Annotated in this window: 14 protein-coding genes; 4 read left to right on the forward strand and 10 right to left on the reverse strand. The window is 66.3% G+C overall.

The window, feature by feature from the left end; translation table 11 throughout:
* The first annotated feature begins 212 nt into the window (after nucleotides 1-212).
* Nucleotides 213-692: a DUF2846 domain-containing protein gene (locus tag BMX32_RS04500; RefSeq protein ID WP_089975019.1), complete on the forward strand. Its 480-nt coding sequence runs from the start codon at nucleotides 213-215 to the stop codon at nucleotides 690-692.
* A gap of 49 nt (nucleotides 693-741) precedes the next feature.
* On the opposite strand, the gene BMX32_RS04505 is transcribed toward BMX32_RS04500, so the two are convergent.
* The 9 genes from BMX32_RS04505 to BMX32_RS04545 form a co-directional block, all read right to left on the reverse strand.
* Nucleotides 742-1617 (reverse strand): hypothetical protein, encoded by an 876-nt coding sequence (locus BMX32_RS04505; RefSeq protein WP_089975022.1) that lies wholly within the window; start codon nucleotides 1615-1617, stop codon nucleotides 742-744.
* A gap of 11 nt (nucleotides 1618-1628) precedes the next feature.
* The gene (locus BMX32_RS04510; protein WP_244511405.1) at nucleotides 1629-3149 is read right to left on the reverse strand and encodes an esterase-like activity of phytase family protein; all 1521 of its coding nucleotides are present in this window, start codon (nucleotides 3147-3149) and stop codon (nucleotides 1629-1631) included.
* A complete protein-coding gene (locus BMX32_RS04515; RefSeq protein ID WP_089976931.1) occupies nucleotides 3149-5461 on the reverse strand; it encodes a TonB-dependent receptor in 2313 nt (770 codons plus the stop codon). Before BMX32_RS04515 ends, BMX32_RS04510 begins: the two co-directional genes overlap by 1 nt.
* A 197-nt stretch (nucleotides 5462-5658) precedes the next feature.
* Nucleotides 5659-7032: a type II toxin-antitoxin system HipA family toxin YjjJ gene (yjjJ, locus tag BMX32_RS04520; RefSeq protein ID WP_089975025.1), complete on the reverse strand. Its 1374-nt coding sequence runs from the start codon at nucleotides 7030-7032 to the stop codon at nucleotides 5659-5661.
* A gap of 319 nt (nucleotides 7033-7351) precedes the next feature.
* Complete coding sequence (locus BMX32_RS04525; protein ID WP_089975029.1) at nucleotides 7352-8635, reverse strand: sensor histidine kinase; 1284 nt, start codon at nucleotides 8633-8635, stop codon at nucleotides 7352-7354.
* On the reverse strand, nucleotides 8619-9305 hold the full coding sequence (locus BMX32_RS04530) for a response regulator transcription factor (protein ID WP_089975032.1): 687 nt from the start codon (nucleotides 9303-9305) through the stop codon (nucleotides 8619-8621). Before BMX32_RS04530 ends, BMX32_RS04525 begins: the two co-directional genes overlap by 17 nt.
* Nucleotides 9306-9516: 211 nt before the next feature.
* The gene (gene rimK / locus BMX32_RS04535) at nucleotides 9517-10452 is read right to left on the reverse strand and encodes a 30S ribosomal protein S6--L-glutamate ligase (RefSeq protein ID WP_089975035.1); all 936 of its coding nucleotides are present in this window, start codon (nucleotides 10450-10452) and stop codon (nucleotides 9517-9519) included.
* The gene (locus BMX32_RS04540; protein WP_089975038.1) at nucleotides 10449-10898 is read right to left on the reverse strand and encodes an ATP-dependent zinc protease family protein; all 450 of its coding nucleotides are present in this window, start codon (nucleotides 10896-10898) and stop codon (nucleotides 10449-10451) included. Before BMX32_RS04540 ends, rimK begins: the two co-directional genes overlap by 4 nt.
* A gap of 178 nt (nucleotides 10899-11076) precedes the next feature.
* Entirely contained in the window at nucleotides 11077-12381 is a 1305-nt protein-coding gene (locus BMX32_RS04545; protein ID WP_089976935.1) for an MFS transporter, read from the reverse strand.
* Between the two features lie 210 nt (nucleotides 12382-12591).
* Here BMX32_RS04545 and BMX32_RS04550 point away from each other — a divergent pair, with 210 nt between their 5' ends.
* Entirely contained in the window at nucleotides 12592-14142 is a 1551-nt protein-coding gene (locus tag BMX32_RS04550; protein WP_089975041.1) for a GDSL-type esterase/lipase family protein, read from the forward strand.
* A 16-nt stretch (nucleotides 14143-14158) separates the two neighbouring features.
* Here the strand turns inward: BMX32_RS04550 and BMX32_RS04555 are convergent, their stop codons facing one another.
* Nucleotides 14159-15034: a LysR substrate-binding domain-containing protein gene (locus BMX32_RS04555; protein ID WP_170843561.1), complete on the reverse strand. Its 876-nt coding sequence runs from the start codon at nucleotides 15032-15034 to the stop codon at nucleotides 14159-14161.
* A 118-nt stretch (nucleotides 15035-15152) separates the two neighbouring features.
* On the opposite strand from BMX32_RS04555, the gene BMX32_RS04560 reads away from it, so the two are divergent.
* A complete protein-coding gene (locus tag BMX32_RS04560) occupies nucleotides 15153-16532 on the forward strand; it encodes an NAD-dependent succinate-semialdehyde dehydrogenase (RefSeq protein ID WP_089975046.1) in 1380 nt (459 codons plus the stop codon).
* A gap of 178 nt (nucleotides 16533-16710) precedes the next feature.
* A complete protein-coding gene (katG, locus tag BMX32_RS04565; RefSeq protein ID WP_089975049.1) occupies nucleotides 16711-18960 on the forward strand; it encodes a catalase/peroxidase HPI in 2250 nt (749 codons plus the stop codon).
* Nucleotides 18961-19016: the final 56 nt, after the last annotated feature.

Consider the following 19016-nt stretch of genomic DNA (forward strand, 5'->3'; position numbering starts at 1 on the left):
AGCTGTTGTAAGGCTTCATAAGGTTGTGTGGGAAGCGCGCTGGCGCGCGAATGGGTGCTCGCGGCAAGCCCCGTTCGCGCGCCAGCGCGCTTCCCACAGCGTCCCGGTCAGCTCCGCTGCCTGCCCCTTCCTTGTCCGCCCGGCACCGCGCTACGATGCGCCGGCCAGGGAGGTGTCAATCTCGGACTGGCATAACGACAAGGGGAAATTCGATGAAGTGGAATCATCTCGCCGCGGCAGCGGCGATCGCAGTCGTGTCTGTTCTCAGCGGTTGCGCCAGCGTGCAGAAGGCCGACCGTGGTGCCAGCGATCAGGCGAAGGTCTTCGCTCCGCTGACCGACAAGGGCGTTGTCTACGTCTATCGGGACGAAATCCTGGGTGGCGCCATCAAGATGCCGGTCAAGGTCGACGACGTCGTCGCCGGGCAGACCGGTCCGAAGAGCTTTCTTCAGCTGGCGCTGACGCCGGGCCACCACACGATCGCATCGCTCAGCGAGAAGGACGCCGCGCTACCGATCGACGTCGAGGCCGGCAAGACCTATTACGTGTGGCAGGAAGTGAAGATGGGCGTCATGAGCGCGCGCAGCGCGCTGCATCTCGTGACCGCCGACGTCGGGAAGGCCGGCGTTCGGAAGTGCGACCTGCTGCAGACGGAGAGCCCGGCGCTCCGCATGCCTGCGGGCCACGGCTAAGACCCGCGGCCGTACCCGCCATCGTCAGCGATGGCGGGTACCATTGCGCTTAGTTGCAGAACCCGTTCGGATACGCCGACGAGCGATAGGCGTACAGCCAGCTCGTCTTGCCGCCGTCGTTGGCGATGTTCCAGCCGTTGCCGATCGCGCCGATCGCCGCGTTGAGGGTCTGCGAACGCGTCAGCACCGGCGTGGTGAAGTAGTTGTCCTCGTCCGCCTCGACGCGGAACGACAGCTCCGCGAGCGTCGGCGTCGCCGCGTTGTTCACGTACCACAGCGTCAGGGTGAACTCGGCCACCGACTCGCCGATGTCCGCCTCGGGACCGTCGTATTCCTGCTGCGTCACCGTGACGCCCGCCACGGGCGACAGCGTTGCCGTCGCGATGTCGGAAAGGGCGGATGCCCCGGGGAACTGCTTGACGAGTGCCGAGACCGTCGTCGGCGTCGTGGTCGCATCCTGCTTCGTGGAATGGGCGAGCACGAGGCCGCCGGGCGTCACGTCCGTCTCGAACTTGGTTTCCTTGTTCTTGCCCGCACCCGACACGTCCGTCCAGTACGAGAGTTCTTCGTCCGGGTGACGGAACTTGAACTGGATGTCCGAGTGATCGCCCGCCCGCGTGCGCACCGTGTAGCCGCGACCGAGGAGCGAGCAGCTATGCGGTGTGTCGTAGTAGGCGAGCGTGTCGCGATCGCCGGCGCTGAAACTGCCCGAGATCGTCTTGTCGAACTTCAGCGCGGCGAGGCGCGTCGACACGTCCTTGAGCAGCTGCGCCGCGGCCGTCGTCGGATTGCTCGCGAAGCGCGAGGCGTCGAGCAGCACCTTGTACTCCTTGCTGTCGACATAGGCCGGCGTATTCGCGTGGCTCGCGGTGGCACTGAGCAGCAGCGTGGCCGTGAGGAGGGAGAGAACCGTACGTTTCATCATTCGCATAACCTTCAGGGGTTGGGAGCGGCGGTGGAACGCATGCCCGGCAGCGTCAGCCGGTACACGAGGATTCGGTTGTCGTTATCGAAGGCCGAGTCGCAGCGCCGGCCGTCCATCACGCAGTGCGCGGCGACGAAATCGTTGTCGTTGCCGACGATGAGAAACCAGTCGTCCGGATGCGCGGGGTCCAGCGCGGAGACGAGGTCCATCGCTTCCCATTTCTCGGACAGCATCGTCCTGCCCGGCTGCGCGCGGTCGACGGACAACCCGAATCGCGCGAGATCCGCAGGGTCCAGCAGGTCGACCAGAGGCTTCCACGCCGCGGTCCGGATGCCCGGGCGAAGTTCGCCGCGCGCGTCGCGCAGCGATGTGGTGGCGGTCTCGTAAGCCGTGCCGGCCAGATTGGTCGCCTGGCGCGTGTCGACGAGGAGCACGCTCTTGTACACGATCGGCTTGCTCTCATCGGCGCCGAGCCCTGCGCCGTCGCGGGCGAGCATCAGGAAGCGATGGGTGTCGAGCACGCGGATCTCGCTCTGCGCCGCGGTGCGGTCCGGCTCGCCTCCCGAGCCTTTCTCCGCATAGGTCGGCAGGCGCACGACGTAGTGTGCGACGGGCCGTCGCGGCGTGGCGTCGTGCGATACGTCGTAGACCAGCACGCGCGTCAGGGCCCGGCCGGACGCATCGCCCGGTGCGGTGTCCTGCACCAGCGCGCTCTGCAACACGACGAACAGGCGCTTGCCGTCGGGCGACAGCGCCATGCCTTCCACGCCCTGGTTGTTTCGTCGCCCTGTCGCCGGCGCGCGCAGCGAAGTGAAGTCCAGGTTGCCGTCCGCGTCGAGCGGCTGTACCGAGCGCGGCGGAACGATGACGCCTTGCAACCTGCCGCCGGCGTCGAAGCGATACACGTTGGCCGCGTATTCGTCGCCGACGTAGAAACCGCCATCGCGCGCGAACTGCAACGACTCGGCGTCGAGCGAGAGCTTGCCCGCGCCGGTACCGCTCGCGGGCGATGGCAGCACGAGGCCGCGCTCCGTGCGCGTGCCCTTCCCGGGCTCGGCGCCCGTGAACGGCTTCCCTTCGAAATCGCGGAAGGCCCGGCCGCCGTCGGGCGTGAACGTCAGGCTCGCCGACGCGGCGCCAGGCCCGGTGGTTCCGGATACCGCGGTCATGCGCACGCGGAAACGGTGCATGCGCCCCTGGTAGTCGAAGAAAAGACCGTGCTCCGGATCGTTGCGACCGCGGTCCGGCAGCGTCCAGAGCACGCCGGTGTAAGTGTCGCCGTCACGCTTCCACGTGCCCGGCTCGATCATCAACGACGAAAACGAACCGAGGGTGTCGCCAAGAAAGTCCACCGTACCGGCAGGCAGCGACCCCGCCGCCACGAGGCCATGATCGACGTAGGTACGCCCGTCCATCGACACGCTGCGCGGCAGCGGCGTCGTCGCGATGTCGGGCCGGCGGATCTCGCCGGACTGCGCCATCGCGGTCCCGACAAGGAGAACGAAGGCGCTACCGGCGAGCCTGCGCGACATCAGAAACGCACGTCCAGCGTGGCGAAGACCTGGCGCGGGGCGGACGCGTGGAACACGTACGCCGTGCCCTTCGGATCGCTCGGCACGAACGCGCTCGAGTCGAAGTTGCTCGCGTAGCGCTTGTCGCCGAGATTGGTGACGTTGACCGAGAGACGCACGTCGCTCGCGAACGCCATGCGACCGAAGTCGTAGCCGCCGGAGACGTCCCACACCGTGAAGCCGCCGAACCCCTCGTCGTTGGTATAGGTGTAGAAACGCTCGCCCGTGTACTTCCCGCGCAACGACGCGAACCAGGCGCCCTGCGTCCAGTCGATCTGCGTCGCGAAGAGCTTCTTCGGCGTATCGGTCTGGATCTTGCCCTTCGTGCGCTGCACGACGCCCGCCTGTACATAGTCGCTCGCGTAGGTGGAGCGATTGAGCGACGCGGAGTTGTACCAGCGCAGGTGATCGCTCGGCGTCCAGACGACGGTCAGTTCGGCGCCATGGCTGTCGACACCACCGACGTTGTAAAAACGGTTACCGCATGACGGGCCCACGGGCTGACGCGAGTCGCAGGGGTTGTACTGGAGAAGCCGGTTGTCGAAGCGGACCTTGTAGGCCGCGAGCGAGGCGGCCAGCGGACCGGCTTCGACGCGATAGCCGGCTTCCAGGCTGCGAGACTTCTCGGGCTTCAGGTCGCCCTGCGTGTTCCAGATCGCCTGGCTGACAGCCTGCGGACCGAGCTTGAAACCACCCTGGAACATGGCGATGTTCTTCGCGAAGCTGGCGAACACTTCCTGACCTTCGGCGAGCTTGTAACGCGCGCCGAACTGAGGCAGCAACGCCTTGCTCGCACTGAGCTTGCCGCTGGCGAACTGGTTGTTCGACGTCGGGCTGATCGGCTGCAAGGCGACGCCCGGCAACGCGGTGGCCTGCGAGGTCACGTGCGGGCTCTTCACGCCGACATCGATGGTCAGCGCGTCTTCGAGGAAGCGGATCGTGTCCTGAAGGAACGCCTGGCGCGTGTTCCACACCGTGCGCTGGTCGAACACGCCGAGGTTCGGCGTCTCGTCGATGCGGCCACTGAGGTCGCGCGGACCCGTCACGTAACTGCTGTAGCGCGATGCGCTGGAAACGTTGTGCTCATACCAGACACCACCTTCGATGTGCTGATTGGCGACATCCCACGCCGCGGACAGGATCGCGCCCGAGCGATTGATCGTGTACAGCGTGTTTCGGAAGATGATCGGCAACTGGCGCGCCGTGCCCGGATACGAGTACGTACCGCTGTTCCAGTTGTGCCCCTCGCCGGCATCTTCATGATGATAGACCTGGGCATGGATCGTCACGGCGTCGCTGGGAAAGAAGTCGCCGGCGAGGTAGTACAGATCGTCGTCGCGCAGGATCTGGCCCGCGGTGAACGCGCCATCGGCGTCGGTGTCGGGGCCGCTGCGATCGCAGAGACGTGCATTCAGCGTGCCGGCGTTGCAATACGCCTTGCCGACCGCACGCTTCCAGTCGGGCGCGTAGCCGCCCCAGTCCCAACCCAGCCCACGGGCGAGTTCGCTCTTCGACAGGTAGAAATAATCGGCCTGCGTGGTGCGCGACGTGTCGGCGAAGCCCGTGAAACGCGCCCAGTCGAAGTCCCACACGGCCTTGCCGTTGAACTGCTTGGTGGTCGATCCGTTGTAGACGCTCTGGTGGTTCCAGAGATCCGACTCGGTGCGCGCACCCGACAGATACAGCGAGAAACCGTTGCGCTCGCCCGTATCGAAACGCGCGTAGGTGTGGCGGTTCCTGTCGCTGCCGAACGTCTGCAGGACGCGACCGCCCATGATCTTCTGCGGATCGTTCGACGTGTAGGCGATCGTGCCGCCGAGATTGCTCGTGGACGGCGTACCGAGGTTGCCGATACCTTCCGAAAGCTCCGCGCCGCCGAAGTTCTCGGAGATCAGCGCGCGATTGATCGAAAGACCGTTGTAGTTGTTATACGCGCTGTCGCCGAGCGGCATGCCGTCGAGCGTGTAACCCAGCCGCGTTCCGCTGAAGCCGCGCAAGCTGAGCGTCATGGACTGCTCGTTGGTACCGAGCGCATCCACGGACTGCGCGTTGACGCCCGGCAGCGTGTTCAGCACTTTCTGCAGGCTGGTTCCGGGCGGCAGCACCTTCTGCTCCGCGGGACGGAGGCGTTGCACCTGGCGGGTTTCGCCGGTGCCGATCACGGAAACCGCATCGAGGTCCTGTGCCTTCGCGCGCGTCGCGGCCGACGCGTCGACGTCGGTAGGGACGGGCGTGGGGTTATCCGTCGCGTACGCAGCGGAAGCGAAGGCCATGCCGAGGGCGGCGGCCAGAACGGTCTGCTTGAACAAAGGCGAATTCCCGATCGCGCTGGCGCGCTGCGGCTTCCCTCCCCTGAGGCAGCCCGACGCGCGCCGTGAAGCGACGCATGGTCGGACGTCCAAATGAAGACTTGATGACAGCGATCGTGACAGTCGTCGCGATGACGCTATCGCAGGATCATGCGATGGCGTTACACGGAATCGTCGAAACGATGGCGCGCACGTTGCAACACCTCGCCGTTGGCGCGCGCGATCGCCGAAAAATCGGCGCCGATATCGGGATGAACGGCCACTTCGCTCCAGAACTGCGCGGCCCACGTGGCGGCCTCACGCCAACAGGCCATATCCGCCGGCGTGGGCACGGCGGCCGCGTACTCCCGCGGCACCAGCGCGCCGCTGCTGGCGGGCCGATACATCATCGGTAGCATGTCGTAGTTCGGCGTGAGGCGAAGGGGCAACGCATCGTCGAGAAAGAAACACAGGTTGCCGAAATGCATGTCGGTATTGCCGATAAGCCGCCCGAACCACCAGCGCCGCCTGACTTCGGCTTCGACGCCCGCGTCCACCCACCCGTTTCGCAGCATCCGCGTTGTCGCGGACGCCCAGTCGTCGCGCTCGCCGTCATGGGCGTCGCTCCACGCGGCGAGCGTGACGCATCCGCGCCGACCATGCGCTCCGATGCGGTCGAAGCGCGTCACTTCGAGACACACGCGTCCGTTGGAATGGATCAGCTCGGTGGCCGCGCTGGAAAGGCCATGCGCGGCCATCACCTTGCCGGCGATATGCTCGCAGATCAGCAGATCGCCCCAGCGTCGCCCCGCAGGGTTACTGTCGACGGGCTCGCTGAACTTGACGATCACATGGCGCACCGCGCCGTCGTCATCCCGCACCGTCGCCGTGAACTTCGGTTGCTCGCCAGCCGCCGATGAACCGACGGGCTCACCGGCGAGCGCCGCCGAAGCGAGTTCGTCGTAGACCCGGTGCCGTTGCGTCGCGGGAATCGCATCGACGCCCGCCTGAAGCGCGTGCTCGAGCGAAGCCTCCCCGAGCACGAAATCGCCCGGACCGTCTTCGCCGTGCAGCAACAGGGCGGCGAGCACCGCGTCGTCGCCCCAACGCAGGATATCGTTGGGCAGACCCAGCTCGCGCGACCAGCGCGAGGCAAACTGCCGGCCGAGAAAGCCCTGCGGACGCTGGTCGTCGAGAAACCACGGAACGCCGGGAGACAACCCATCGACGAAGTCGTCGCGCAGCCAGTCGGTCGGGCGCGACGCGTCCACGAGGGTCCCCGCCCGATAGAGCGCGGTCAGCCGACCGAATTCGGATGGTCGCCCTTGCGCATCGATCCGGAAGACCGGCCACGACGAACCGAGGCCGCGCACGTCGCGAGTCGCCGCATAACGCGTGCGTCGGCCACGCCCGATCTGGACCGCATCCGCCCCCGCCGCCCCGATCTCACGCGAAACGGTAGGCTGACTGACGCCCAGCGCCGCGCCGAGTTCGCGCGCGGTCAAAGGACCGTCGGCGCGGAGCATGTCGAGAAGGCGGTGAGTTGGGCGGGCCATGAGTGAATAGATACTTGAATAGATTTATCAAGTCAAATCTATTGTTTCTCAGACACTTAAGCTGAATACGGCGACTTTTGTGAATAGATAATTGATGAAAAATGGTGCGTGTGAGGATTTATACGTGGACCGGGGCGAAAAGATGTCGCGCGCGAGGCGCGCTACAGAGCGTCAGCTCGCCTTGCCGCAAATCGCGAGAACGTCCGGAGGGGAGTCGGGGTACGGCGTCCCTGGAGCGATTCCGCAGGGAGGCGAAGGCCGGACGAGAACTTAGCGACAGGGACGCCATACCCCGGCTCCCCCGCCTCACCCCCGCTCGTCAGCGAAAGTCGATCGTGGAAATGGCGCCCGACATCTCGGGGCGCGGACGCAGCGAAACATCCCAGCCATAGAGATCGCAGAGCCGACGGACGATCGCCAGGCCGAGGCCGGCACCGCCGCCCGTGGCGCTCTCGCCACGGATGCCGCGCTGGAACAGCTTTTCGGCGTCTTCCGGCTTGATGCCGGGGCCGGTGTCGATCACGTCGATGCGGCCGTCGAGCACGCGCACGGTGACCTTGCCTTCCATCGTGTACTTGATCGCGTTACCGATCAGGTTGGTCAGCGCGACCGAAAGCACCGATGCCGGTGCGTTCACGGTGACCGAGCCGTCGGCGATCAGCTCGATCTCGATGGGTTTGCCGCCCATCTGCGGACGCTGGCTTTCGATGACGTCGGCCGCGACCTTCGCGACATCCGTCGTTTCGCCGCGCGTCGGGCCCCGACGCTCGGCACGCGAAAGCAACAGCAACGCCTCGATCAGCTCCGTCGCCTGACGCGACGCGCGCTCGATGCGCTTCAGGCGCTCGCGCAGTTTGTCGGTGAGGTCGGGCGAACCCTGCAGCAGCTCCGTGGTGCTGGCGATGACCGCCAGGGGCGTGCGCAGCTCGTGGCTCACGTCCGAGTTGAACTCGCGATCGCGCTCGACGACCGAGGTGAGGCGCATGGCGTATTCGTCGAGCGCCACGGCCAGCTCGCCGACCTCGTCGTCGGCGAAGTGCGGCGCGAGCGCCTCGGCCTTGCCCACGCGGCGGAAGTCGCGAAGGCGCTTCGCCAGATCGGTCACGGGACGAAGCACGCGTGACGAGAGCCACACGCCGATCACCAGCGACAGCAGACCGAACAGGAACACGGCGGCGATGACGCTCGTCAGCAGCTGCCGCTTGCCGAGCTCGTCGCGCGACACGTCGAACTGCAGGAAGCTGATGATGCCGCCCTCGCGACGCACCGCCACCTTGTAGTGATGGCTCTTGCCGTCGCTGCCGTTCTCGTGGAGGTCGTGCACGCCGGTTTGCAAGGACTGCCAGTTCAGCGGCGCCTTGTAGATCGTGCGGTCGCTGAAGGTCGCGCCCTTCACGATCTCGAAGGGCGGGCGTTCGTTCGGGTTCGCGCGCACCTTCGCATTGAGCGAATCGACTTCGTCCTGCAGCGCGCTGTTGATCAGCTGCTCTTCGACGCGCTCGCGGATGTTGAGCGCCGCGTACGCGAACAGCGCGCTCAGCCCGAAGCCGAACAGCGTGAACGTGACGATCAGGCGGAAGCGAAGCTTACGTCGGGACCGCATCCGGATCGACCATGCGGTATCCGATACCGTGACGCGTGTGGATCAGCGGTTTCTCGAAGGGTTTGTCGATGGCCGCGCGCAGACCATGGATATGGACGCGCAGCGAGTCGGAATCCGGCAGCTCCTCGCCCCAGACCCTCTGTTCGAGATCCTGGCGGGTGACGACCGACGGGCTGGCTTCCATCAGTGCCTGCAGGAGCTTGAGGCCGATGGGATTGAGCTGGATCGACTTGCCCTCGCGCGTGACGGTGAGGGTGTCGAGGTTGTACGTGAGACCGCCCACCTTAAGCACGCGGCTCTGCGGACCCTTGCCGCGGCGCGCGAGTACTTCCAGGCGCGCCGCGAGTTCCTGCAGCGCGAACGGCTTGGTCATGTAATCGTCGGCGCCCGACTCGAAGCCCGTGAGCTTGTGCTCGAGCGAGTCGCGCGCGGTAAGCATCAGCACCGGCGTCTGCTTGTGGGCCTCATGGCGCAGTTTCTTCGCCACGTCGAGCCCGTCCATGCCCGGCAGGGTCAGGTCGAGCACGATGACGTCGAAGTCGTGGACGACCGCCAGGTGCAGGCCGGTCACGCCGTCGCCGGCGAAATCGACCACGTGGCCGCGATCCTCGAGGTAGTCCCCGATGTTCGTCGCGATGTCGGTATTGTCTTCGATGACCAGAACGCGCATGCGGGCACTCCGTTGTGCGGTCGCTTATAAGTCTTATCAGTATTGCGACTGCAAGCTTAACGGGGAATTCGTGAAGCCGACAGCATCCGTCCCGCAGTTCGTAAAAGAAAGGCCCGGGCGGGGGAACCCGCCCGGGCCGAAAGAACTACTGCCCCGATACCGTCACCCCGCGTCGCGGAATCACAGTGGGACCTTTATAGGGGACCGCCCTTTAAATCGCCGTTAACCCCTTCACGGCCCGCGGCCTGCGCGGCTTCGGGACCGCGGGACGGCTGGCCAGGCGGGCTTCGCAATGGGCCACGATGGCATCCGCCACGTCCACGCCCGTGCTGCCCTCGATGCCTTCGAGGCCCGGCGAGGCGTTCACTTCGAGCAACAGAGGGCCACGGGACGAGCGCAGCAGGTCGACGCCGGCCACTTCCAGACCCAGCGCCGAGGCGGCCCGGATGGCCACGTCGCGCTCCTCGTCCGATAGCTCGACGGCAGCGGCAGTACCGCCCCGATGGATGTTGGCCCGGAACTCGCCCGGGGCCGACGAACGCTGCATGGAAGCCACGACCTCGTTACCCACCACGAAGCAGCGCAGGTCCTGGCCGTTGGCCTCCTTGATGAATTCCTGGACGAGGAAGTTGGCGTAGAGGCCACGGAACGCCTCGATGACGCTCTTGGACGCCGACCGCTTCTCGGCCAGCACCACGCCCGTGCCCTGCGTTCCCTCGTTCAGCTTGATGACGTGGGGCGGCTCGCCGAGCATGGCGAGCAGGTCGGAGGTGTCGTCCGGGTTGTCGCCGAACGCGGTGAGCGGCATGTCGATGCCCTGCACTGCCAGGATCTGCAGGCACCGCAGCTTGTCGCGCGCGCGCAGCACGGCGTCGGAGGGGTTGGGCGTGAACACGCCCATCAGCTCCAGCTGGCGCAGCACGGCCGTGCCGTAGAACGTGCTCGACGCGCCGATCCGGGGGATGACGCAGTCGACCGGACCCAGCGGCTTGCCCTTGAAATGGATAGCGAACGACGCCGGGGCGATGCTCATGTAGCAGCGAAGCGGGTCGATCACGCGGACCGTGTGCTTGCGCCGACGCGCTGCCTCGACGAGGCGCTGCGTGGAATACAGCCGCGGGTTGCGCGACAGGATGGCGATTTTCATGAAGGGTCCCGGACGACGCGGCGCGGCGTCTGCGAGTAGGAAAGCGAAGGGTCGACGAGGAAGCGGCCATCGAGCGCCGTACGTCCGAGCAACAAGGGAAAGAGCATGTGCCGCCTGTCCGTCAGGTTGACCTCGGCCACGAAGCGTCGACCGGCGAGCTCCACCTCCGTCTCGATGAACCAGCGCACGGTGCTGTGACCGCCGGAGTCGGTCACCGACCGCCGGCCCGTCGCACGCGCTTCGCATGGCGCGGCCAGTCCGCCCTTGCGGGTCGTGCGCACCTGGAACCGCAGCCACGTGCCATCCGGGCGCTCGTCCACTTCCAGCCATTCCACGTGCAGCGCGGACGAGCGCGCACCCGTGTCGAGCTTCGCCTTGAGAACGGGAACGCCGAGCGACGGAAGAGCGAGCCGTTCGCGCCAGCCGAGAGTGACGACATCAGTCATGGGTCGGGAACGACGGTGTGGGGAATGACGATGGGACGAGAGGGGACGTCCCGTTCTCGAGGCGGCACGCCCCGATGGGAAAAGGATGCCGAAGCCGCGCTACCGGCGCAACTGGTGCGACGACGCCGGCGGCCGCCCGCCGTCACACGCATGAAAGACCCGTGAAGCCGTCGTTCCGTCAGCCGTGGAACGGTCGCCGGGTGCGCATGAGGTAGAGCGACGTCGCAATGCCGACCAACGCGACCGCGCCGACGTAGTGGGCCGGCCCGAGGCCGCCGCCGGACTTCGCGAGGATCCCCACCAGCACCGGCGTCGCCGCACCGCAGATCGCGTAGGCGACGTTGTAGGAGAGCGAGATGCCCGAGAAGCGGACGGCAGGCGGGAACGCGGCGATGAGCACCGAGGGAACGATACCCGCCACGCCGGCGAACAGGCCCGCGACCGGATACAGCACGTACAGGTTCGCACCGCCCGAGCGAAGGTCGAGATACAGCGCGTACGTCGAGACCGCGAGGCCCGTCGACACCACCAGCAGCGCACGTGCCCTGCCCTGCCAGTCCACCAGCAGGCCACCCAGCACGCAGCCGATGCACAGGGCGAGCGCCGCGAGACTGCCGGCGGTGAAGGCATGCGACGCGTCGACATGGAACGCCGTCTGCATGAGTGTCGGCGTCATCAGGATCACCACGACGATGGCGGCGGTAAGCACCCACGTCACCACCATCGACAGCAGCACGCCGGGAAGGTGGTCGCGCACGACGACGAGCGCCGGCAGTTCCGTCGTCAGTTGCTTCCGCTCGCGCATCGCCGTGAACACGGGTGTCTCGCTCAGCCAGCGCCGCAGGTAGACGGCGAGGAAGCCGAACACGCCGCCAAGCAGGAATGCGATGCGCCAGCCGTGATCGAGCATCGCCTCGGGCGACAGCCGCGCGTTCATGCCCGCGGCGACCAGCGAACCGATCAGGATACCCACGGTGAGTCCGGAACTGAGGCTCGCACAGGCGAGACCGACCCGACGACGCGGCACGTGCTCGGCGACGAAGACCCACGCGCCGGGCACTTCGCCACCGATCGCGATGCCCTGCACCACGCGCAGCAGCGTCAGCAGCACGGGCGCCAGCACGCCGATGGTCGCGTACGTGGGCAGCACGCCGATGATCAGCGTGGGCACCGCCATCAGGAACACGCTGAGCGTGAACATGCGCTTGCGACCCACGCGATCGCCGAAGTGCGCCATCACGATGCCGCCGAGGGGCCGCGCCAGGTAGCCCACGGCGAAGATGCTGAAGGCCTGCAACTGCGCGATCCAGTCCGACGTGCCGGGCGGGAAGAACAGATGGCCGAGCGTCTTCGCGAAGTAAGCGAAGATCACGAAATCGTAGAACTCGAGCGCGCCACCCAGGGCGGACAGGATCAGGGTCTTCGCATCGCCGCGTCCGAGCGGACGGCGGTCGGCGAGATCGGTATCGACGATGGCACTCATCATTTTTTCTTTTGGTTCGTGAGGAAGGCGCAGGCGGCCCATCGGGTATTTAGCTGGCACGCGCTCGCGGCGGTCAAGTTTGCCCTGCCGCGCCGAAGCGATCTTGGTGACCTGACGCACGAATCCGGAACTCGTGCGGGAAACGTGCAAGGCATTCGCGGAAACGCGGGGAAACACTCCGGCCTCCCCCCGATTTCTTACGAGTCCCCCATGCCCTTCGCCCCCTCTTCGTCCCGGCTCGCCCTCGCGCTGGCCCTCGCGTTCGGTGCCGCCGGCGCTGCCCATGCCGCGGCGACCACACCCTGGGTCGGCACCTGGGCCGTCTCCGCCAAGCCCATCGGCGAGACCGACTTCGCCGGCCAGACGCTCCGCCAGATCGTGCATACGAGCATCGCCGGACACGCCGCGCGGATACGCCTGTCCAACGCCAACGGCGATGGGCCGCTGACGTTGTCGAACGTCCACGTGGCCCAGAGCGCGGGCGGTTCGTCGACGAAGGCCGATACCGATCGACAGGTCACGTTCGGCGGCCGCACGACGATCACGCTCGCGGCCGGCGAGGAGATCGTCAGCGACAGCGTCGCCGTTACCGTCCCCGCGCTCTCCGATCTGGTGGTGAGCTTCTACGTACCACAGGCCACGCACGCGATCACGGGTCACGACTTCAGTTCGCAGACCCGCTATCAGGCACAGGGCGACGTCGCCGGCCAGCCGCAGATCCAGGCGTGGGCGGATGCCAACTACGCGTTCCTGACCAACGTCGACGTTCAGGGCGACGACCCGCAGGGTGCCGTCGTCACGCTCGGCGCGTCGATCACGGATGGCTACAACTCGACGTTCAACGCGAACACACGCTGGCCGAACGATCTGGCCGTCCGTCTCGCGGCCGCCGGCAAGAACATTGGCGTATTGAACCAGGGCATTTCGGGCAACCGGCTCCTGCACGATGGCGCCGGCCTCAGTGCGACGAACCGCTTCACCCACGATGCGCTCGATCAGACCGGCGTGCGCTGGATCGTCTTCTCCGACGACCCGATCAACGACCTCGGCGATCGTCCGGTACCGAGCGCCGCGAACCTCATCGACGCGGAGAGGGACCTGATCGCACGCGCCCACGCACGCGGCATCAAGGTGCTGTGCTCGACGCTCACGCCGTTCGAGGGCTCCGATCACTGGTCCCCGGAAGGCGAAACCGCGCGCGGCCAGATCAACGCGTTCATCCGTGGCGGCGACAGCGGCTGCGACGGCGTGATCGATCAGGACCTCGCGACCCACGACCCGCAGCGTCCGACGTGGTTCCTCCCCGCCTACGACGGGGGCGATCATCTGCATCCCAACGATGCCGGCTACCAGGCCATCGCCAATGCGGTGAACCTGAACTTCTTCACGAAGCCCAGCGTTCCCGTCATCGCGACGCCGCAGGGGTGCGGCAGCATCGGACCGGGCGAAGGCCTCCTCATCGGACAGACGGTCGTTTCCTGCGACGGCGGCTACCGGCTGGACCTGCAGGGCGACAGCAACGCCGTGCTGTACAAGGCGGGCGTCCCGCTCTGGAACACGGCGACGGTCGATCGCGACGCCGCCGGGCTGCGCCTCGACGCCGACGGCAACTTCGTGCTGTACAGCGCCTTCGGCACGACGCTCTGGCAGTCGGGCTCGGGCGGCCACGACACCGCACGCCTCTTCGTGCAGGGCGACGGCAACATGGTGATCTACGACAACGCTGGCCCGATCTGGAACACGGGTACCGCCGGCCGATAAGCACGGCGCGGCGACGCTACGGCGACGCGGCCCCGAGCGCGTCGCGCAGCGCCACCAGCGCCGCCCGTTCGCGGCGCTGGTCGTCGATGACGAGGTAATACGTTTCGTTGCCCCGGTCGACGCGCGCGTCGATCGGGGCGATCAACTTCCCGGACGCCAACTCGTTCCCCACAAGGAATTCCTGGGCGACGACGACGCCGAGCCCGGCTTGCGCCGCCTCATAAGCGAGCGCCGAGTTCTCGAAGACCCGCTGTCGCGACATGCACGTCGGGTCGATCCCCGCGGCCGCGCACCACGTATTCCAGTCGTCCGGGCGCGCGTCGACCCGCAGCAGCGTCTGCTCCGCGAGCCACGCCCCGTCGAGCGGACGACTGCGTTGCACGAGCGCGGGCGAACATACGGCGACCAGCACGTTGCGTACCAGCGGCGTCGCTTCGAATCCCGGCCAGTGTCCGCCGCCGAGACGGATCTCCGCGTCGCAGTGGTGACCGGTGTCGCCCTCGGACGACGTCGTCAGGCGGATCTCGATCTGCGGATGTGCGACCTGGAATTCGCCGAGCCGCGGAATCAGCCAGCGCGTCGCGAACGTGGTGTACGAATGCAGACGGACGATCGTGCGCGCGTCTTCGGAACGCATGGCGGCCGTCGCGCTGCGAAGCCCTTCGATATGACCCGTGACGCGATGGAAGTAATCCGCACCGGTCGGCGAGAGCGCGAGACCGCGACCCTGTCGCTCGAACAGGTTCGTCGCGAAGTAATCGTCGAGCACCTTCAGTTGCCGGCTGACCGCGCCGGGCGTCACGAAGAGTTCGTCGGCGGCCGCGCCGACCGACCCCGTCCGCGCGACGGCCTCGAAGGCGACGAGTGCGTTCAGAGGTGGCAGCGGCCGCAAGATAGTTTCCAGAAACTCAACTGTTTCCGAAAAATAGTCGATTGTCCCCCTCGATGTCCACGCGGACACTGGCTTCCGTACCGCGATACCTGCGGTCCCCCACATCGAGGAGTCAGCCATGATCAAGGTCTACAACCCGGCCGACGGTAGCGTCGTCGGCGAAGCCCCCGACATGTCCCAGACGGACGTGCTCGCCGCGATCGACCGCACCTGCGCGGCATTCCCGGCCTGGTCGAAGCTGCTGGCGAAGGAGCGTGGCGCGAAGCTGCGCCGCTGGTTCGAGCTCGTCAGTGCCGACCGCCGCGCCTTCGCGGAACTGATGGTCAAGGAGAACGGCAAGTGCCTTTCCGAGGCGCTCGGCGAGGTCGCGTACGGTCTCGGTTTCATCGAGTGGTACGCCGAAGAGTCCAAGCGCGTCTACGGCGACACGATACCCACCCACGCCCCGGACGCTCAGGTGATCGTGACCAAGGAGCCGGTCGGTCCGACCGCGGCGATCACGCCGTGGAACTTTCCCTTCATGATGATCACCCGCAAGATCGCAACCGCGCTGGCCGCCGGCTGCACGATGATCATCAAGCCGTCGGAGGAAACCCCGCTCACCGCCTACAAGCTGCTGGCGTACGCCCGCGAAGCCGGCATCCCCGAAGGCGTGTTCGAAATGGTCACCGGCGATCCGAAGGCGATCGGCGAAGCGTTCACCGGCGATCCGCGCATCCAGAAGATCTCGTTCACCGGTTCCACGAACGTCGGCAAGCTGCTCGCCCGCAACAGCGCCGACACCCTCAAGAAGATGACGATGGAACTCGGCGGCAACGCCCCCTTCATCGTCTTCGACGACGTCGATATCGACCACGCGGTGGCGGGTCTCGTGGCCGCGAAGCTGCGCAACTCGGGCCAGGTGTGCATTTCGCCCAACCGCATCTATGTGCAGGATGCGATCTACGACACGTTCGCCGCGACACTGAAGGTGGCCATCGAAACGATCCGCGTGGAGCAAGGCCTGCAGGAGGATTTCGTCGTCGGTCCGTTGATCAACCAGTCGGCCGTCAACAAGGTGGACGCGCTCGTCGCCGATGCGGTGAAGCATGGCGCGACTGTCCTGTCGGGCGGTGAACTCGCGAAGCCCGGCTCGTTGTTCTACAAGCCGACGATCCTCACCGACGTACCGGATGATGCGCAGGTCCGCCATACCGAGATCTTCGGCCCGGTGCTACCGCTGTATCGCTTCGACACGGAGGAGGAAGTCGTCCGGCGTGCCAATGACAGCGAATACGGCCTTGTGGCGTACGCGTTCACGCCGGACCTCGGCCGCGCGTTCCGCATGTCGCGCGACATCAAGGCGGGCATGGTCGTCGTCAACAGCGGGTCGGTCGGCACGGAATCGGTGCCGTTCGGTGGCGTGAAACAGTCGGGTTACGGCCGCGAAGGCGGCTATTACGGCATACAGGAATACGTGAGCGTGAAGTACACCCTGATGGCTGGCCTCGACAGGTAAGACGGCGCCCGCTCCTCTGGCATCCTCCCGGCCTCGATGCATATACGGAAACTCTCGACTCCATAGAATCAATCGATTGTCGCTATGCCACGGGCGACTCTATGATCGAGCGAGCAGCGTCGATTACCCAGTCGCCGGCGACCCGTCTCAGGGCCCGGCAAGCCAGAGGAGCAACGCGATGTCGAACGACGCAAAGTGTCCGTTCAAGCACGCCGCCGGGGGCGGTACGACGAACAGCGACTGGTGGCCCCAGCGATTGCGGGTCGACCTGCTCAACCAGCACTCCACTCGCTCCAACCCCATGGAGCCGGAGTTCGACTATGCCGAAGCCTTCGGCAAACTGGACTACCAGGCGCTGAAGAAGGACCTTTGCGCCCTGATGACCGACTCGCAGGACTGGTGGCCGGCCGACTTCGGCCACTACGGCGGCTTGTTCATCCGCATGGCGTGGCACAGCGCCGGCACGTATCGCATCGGTGACGGTCGCGGCGGCGGCGGTCGCGGCCAGCAGCGCTTCGCACCGCTCAACAGCTGGCCCGACAACGTCAGCCTCGACAAGGCCCGCCGGTTGCTCTGGCCGATCAAGCAGAAATACGGCCGGGCGATTTCATGGGCCGACCTGCTGATCCTCACCGGCAACGTCGCGCTGGAATCGATGGGCTTCAGGACCTTCGGTTTCGCGGGTGGTCGCGAAGACACATGGGAACCCGACAACGACGTGTACTGGGGTAACGAGAAGGAATGGCTGGGCGGCGACCATCGCTACGGCAAACCGACCGGCAGCGACGAAGGCGTGCTCGTGGCCGAACCCGAGCTCCATGGTGAAGAGGAAGGTCGCACCGAGGGCGGCCGTCACCTCGAGAATCCGCTGGCCGCGGTGCAGATGGGCCTGATCTACGTGAACCCGGAAGGCCCGGAAGGCCGCCCCGATCCGGTGGCCGCCGCGCACGACATCCGCGAAACGTTCGCCCGCATGGCGATGAACGACGAAGAGACCGTCGCGCTGATCGCGGGCGGCCACACCTTCGGCAAGACCCACGGCGCCGCCGAGGCAACGAACGTGAAAGTGGAGCCCGAGGCCGCCGACATCGAGCAGCAGGGTCTCGGCTGGCGTAACGAACACGGCTCCGGCGTCGGTCGCGACGCGATCACCAGCGGTCTCGAAGTCACGTGGACGCAGACGCCGGTGCAGTGGAGCCACCACTTCTTCCGCAACCTGTTCGACAACGAATGGGAGCTCACCAAGAGCCCGGCCGGTGCGAACCAGTGGACCGCCATCGGTGCCGAAGCGACGATTCCCGACGCGTTCGATCCCAACAAGAAACACAAGCCGACGATGCTCACCACCGATCTGTCGCTGCGGATGGACCCGGCGTACGAGAAGGTTTCGCGGCACTTCTTCGAGCATCCGGATGCCTTCGCCGATGCGTTCGCACGCGCCTGGTTCAAGCTCACCCATCGCGACATGGGCCCGCGTTCGCGCTACCTCGGCCCGGAAGTACCGGCCGAGGAACTGATCTGGCAGGACCCGGTACCCGCCGTCGACCATCCGCTCGTCGATGACGCCGACGTCGAGGCACTCAAGGAAAAGGTCCTGGCATCGGGTCTTTCGGTGTCGGAACTCGTGTCGACCGCCTGGGGCGCCGCATCGACCTTCCGCGGTGGCGACAAGCGTGGCGGTGCCAACGGGGCGCGTATCCGGCTGGAACCGCAGAAGAGCTGGAAATCGAATCAGCCCGAGCAGCTCGCGCGTGTCCTGCAGACGCTCGAAGGCATTCGGGACGACTTCGGCAAGGGCGGCAAGAAAGTCTCACTGGCCGACCTCATCGTGCTCGCGGGCAGCGCGGCAGTCGAGAAAGCCGCGCGGGATGCGGGCCACGACATCACGGTGCCGTTCGCACCCGGCCGTACCGATGCATCGCAGGAACAGACCGAAGTGGCATCGTTCGAGGCCATGGAGCCGAAATCCGACGGATTCCGCAACTACCTCAAGGATCGGTACAGCGTGCCGTCCGAAGCGCTGCTGATCGACAAGGCGCAGTTGCTCACGCTCACCGCGCCCGAGATGACGGCCCTCGTCGGCGGCATGCGCGTACTGGGTACCAATGTGGACGGCAGCAAGCAGGGCGTGTTCACGGACCGACCCGGCAAGCTGACCAACGATTTCTTCCGCAACCTGCTCGACATGGGCACCGTCTGGAAACCGACGTCGCCGGCGCGCGAAACCTTCGAAGGAACCGATCGCAAGACCGGTGCGTTGAAGTGGATCGGCAGTCGCGTCGACCTGATCTTCGGATCCAACGCGGTGCTGCGTGCGCTGGCGGAGGTTTACGGCAGCGCCGACGGGGAAGCGAAGTTCGTGAAGGACTTCGTGGCCGCCTGGGTCAAGGTGATGACCCTCGATCGTTACGACCTGGCAAGGAAGTAAACGCCGGATCAGGTAATGGTGTGGGTGTGGGAGCGCGCTCCCACACCCGTCGATAC

The organism is Luteibacter sp. UNCMF331Sha3.1 (genome assembly GCF_900109915.1).
Lineage (GTDB): Bacteria > Pseudomonadota > Gammaproteobacteria > Xanthomonadales > Rhodanobacteraceae > Luteibacter.

What these genes read in the sequence shown, in the direction of transcription:
- BMX32_RS04500 (WP_089975019.1), top strand. Translation starts at nt 213, where the DNA reads ATGAAGTGGAATCATCTCGCCGCGGCAGCGGCGATCGCAGTCGTGTCT.
- BMX32_RS04525 (WP_089975029.1), bottom strand. Translation starts at nt 8,635, where the DNA reads ATGCGGTCCCGACGTAAGCTTCGCTTCCGCCTGATCGTCACGTTCACG.
- BMX32_RS04540 (WP_089975038.1), bottom strand. Translation starts at nt 10,898, where the DNA reads ATGACTGATGTCGTCACTCTCGGCTGGCGCGAACGGCTCGCTCTTCCG.
- katG (WP_089975049.1), top strand. Translation starts at nt 16,711, where the DNA reads ATGTCGAACGACGCAAAGTGTCCGTTCAAGCACGCCGCCGGGGGCGGT.
- BMX32_RS04560 (WP_089975046.1), top strand. Translation starts at nt 15,153, where the DNA reads ATGATCAAGGTCTACAACCCGGCCGACGGTAGCGTCGTCGGCGAAGCC.
- BMX32_RS04505 (WP_089975022.1), bottom strand. Translation starts at nt 1,617, where the DNA reads ATGATGAAACGTACGGTTCTCTCCCTCCTCACGGCCACGCTGCTGCTC.
- rimK (WP_089975035.1), bottom strand. Translation starts at nt 10,452, where the DNA reads ATGAAAATCGCCATCCTGTCGCGCAACCCGCGGCTGTATTCCACGCAG.
- BMX32_RS04515 (WP_089976931.1), bottom strand. Translation starts at nt 5,461, where the DNA reads ATGGCCTTCGCTTCCGCTGCGTACGCGACGGATAACCCCACGCCCGTC.
- BMX32_RS04530 (WP_089975032.1), bottom strand. Translation starts at nt 9,305, where the DNA reads ATGCGCGTTCTGGTCATCGAAGACAATACCGACATCGCGACGAACATC.
- BMX32_RS04510 (WP_244511405.1), bottom strand. Translation starts at nt 3,149, where the DNA reads ATGTCGCGCAGGCTCGCCGGTAGCGCCTTCGTTCTCCTTGTCGGGACC.
- yjjJ (WP_089975025.1), bottom strand. Translation starts at nt 7,032, where the DNA reads ATGGCCCGCCCAACTCACCGCCTTCTCGACATGCTCCGCGCCGACGGT.
- BMX32_RS04550 (WP_089975041.1), top strand. Translation starts at nt 12,592, where the DNA reads ATGCCCTTCGCCCCCTCTTCGTCCCGGCTCGCCCTCGCGCTGGCCCTC.
- BMX32_RS04545 (WP_089976935.1), bottom strand. Translation starts at nt 12,381, where the DNA reads ATGAGTGCCATCGTCGATACCGATCTCGCCGACCGCCGTCCGCTCGGA.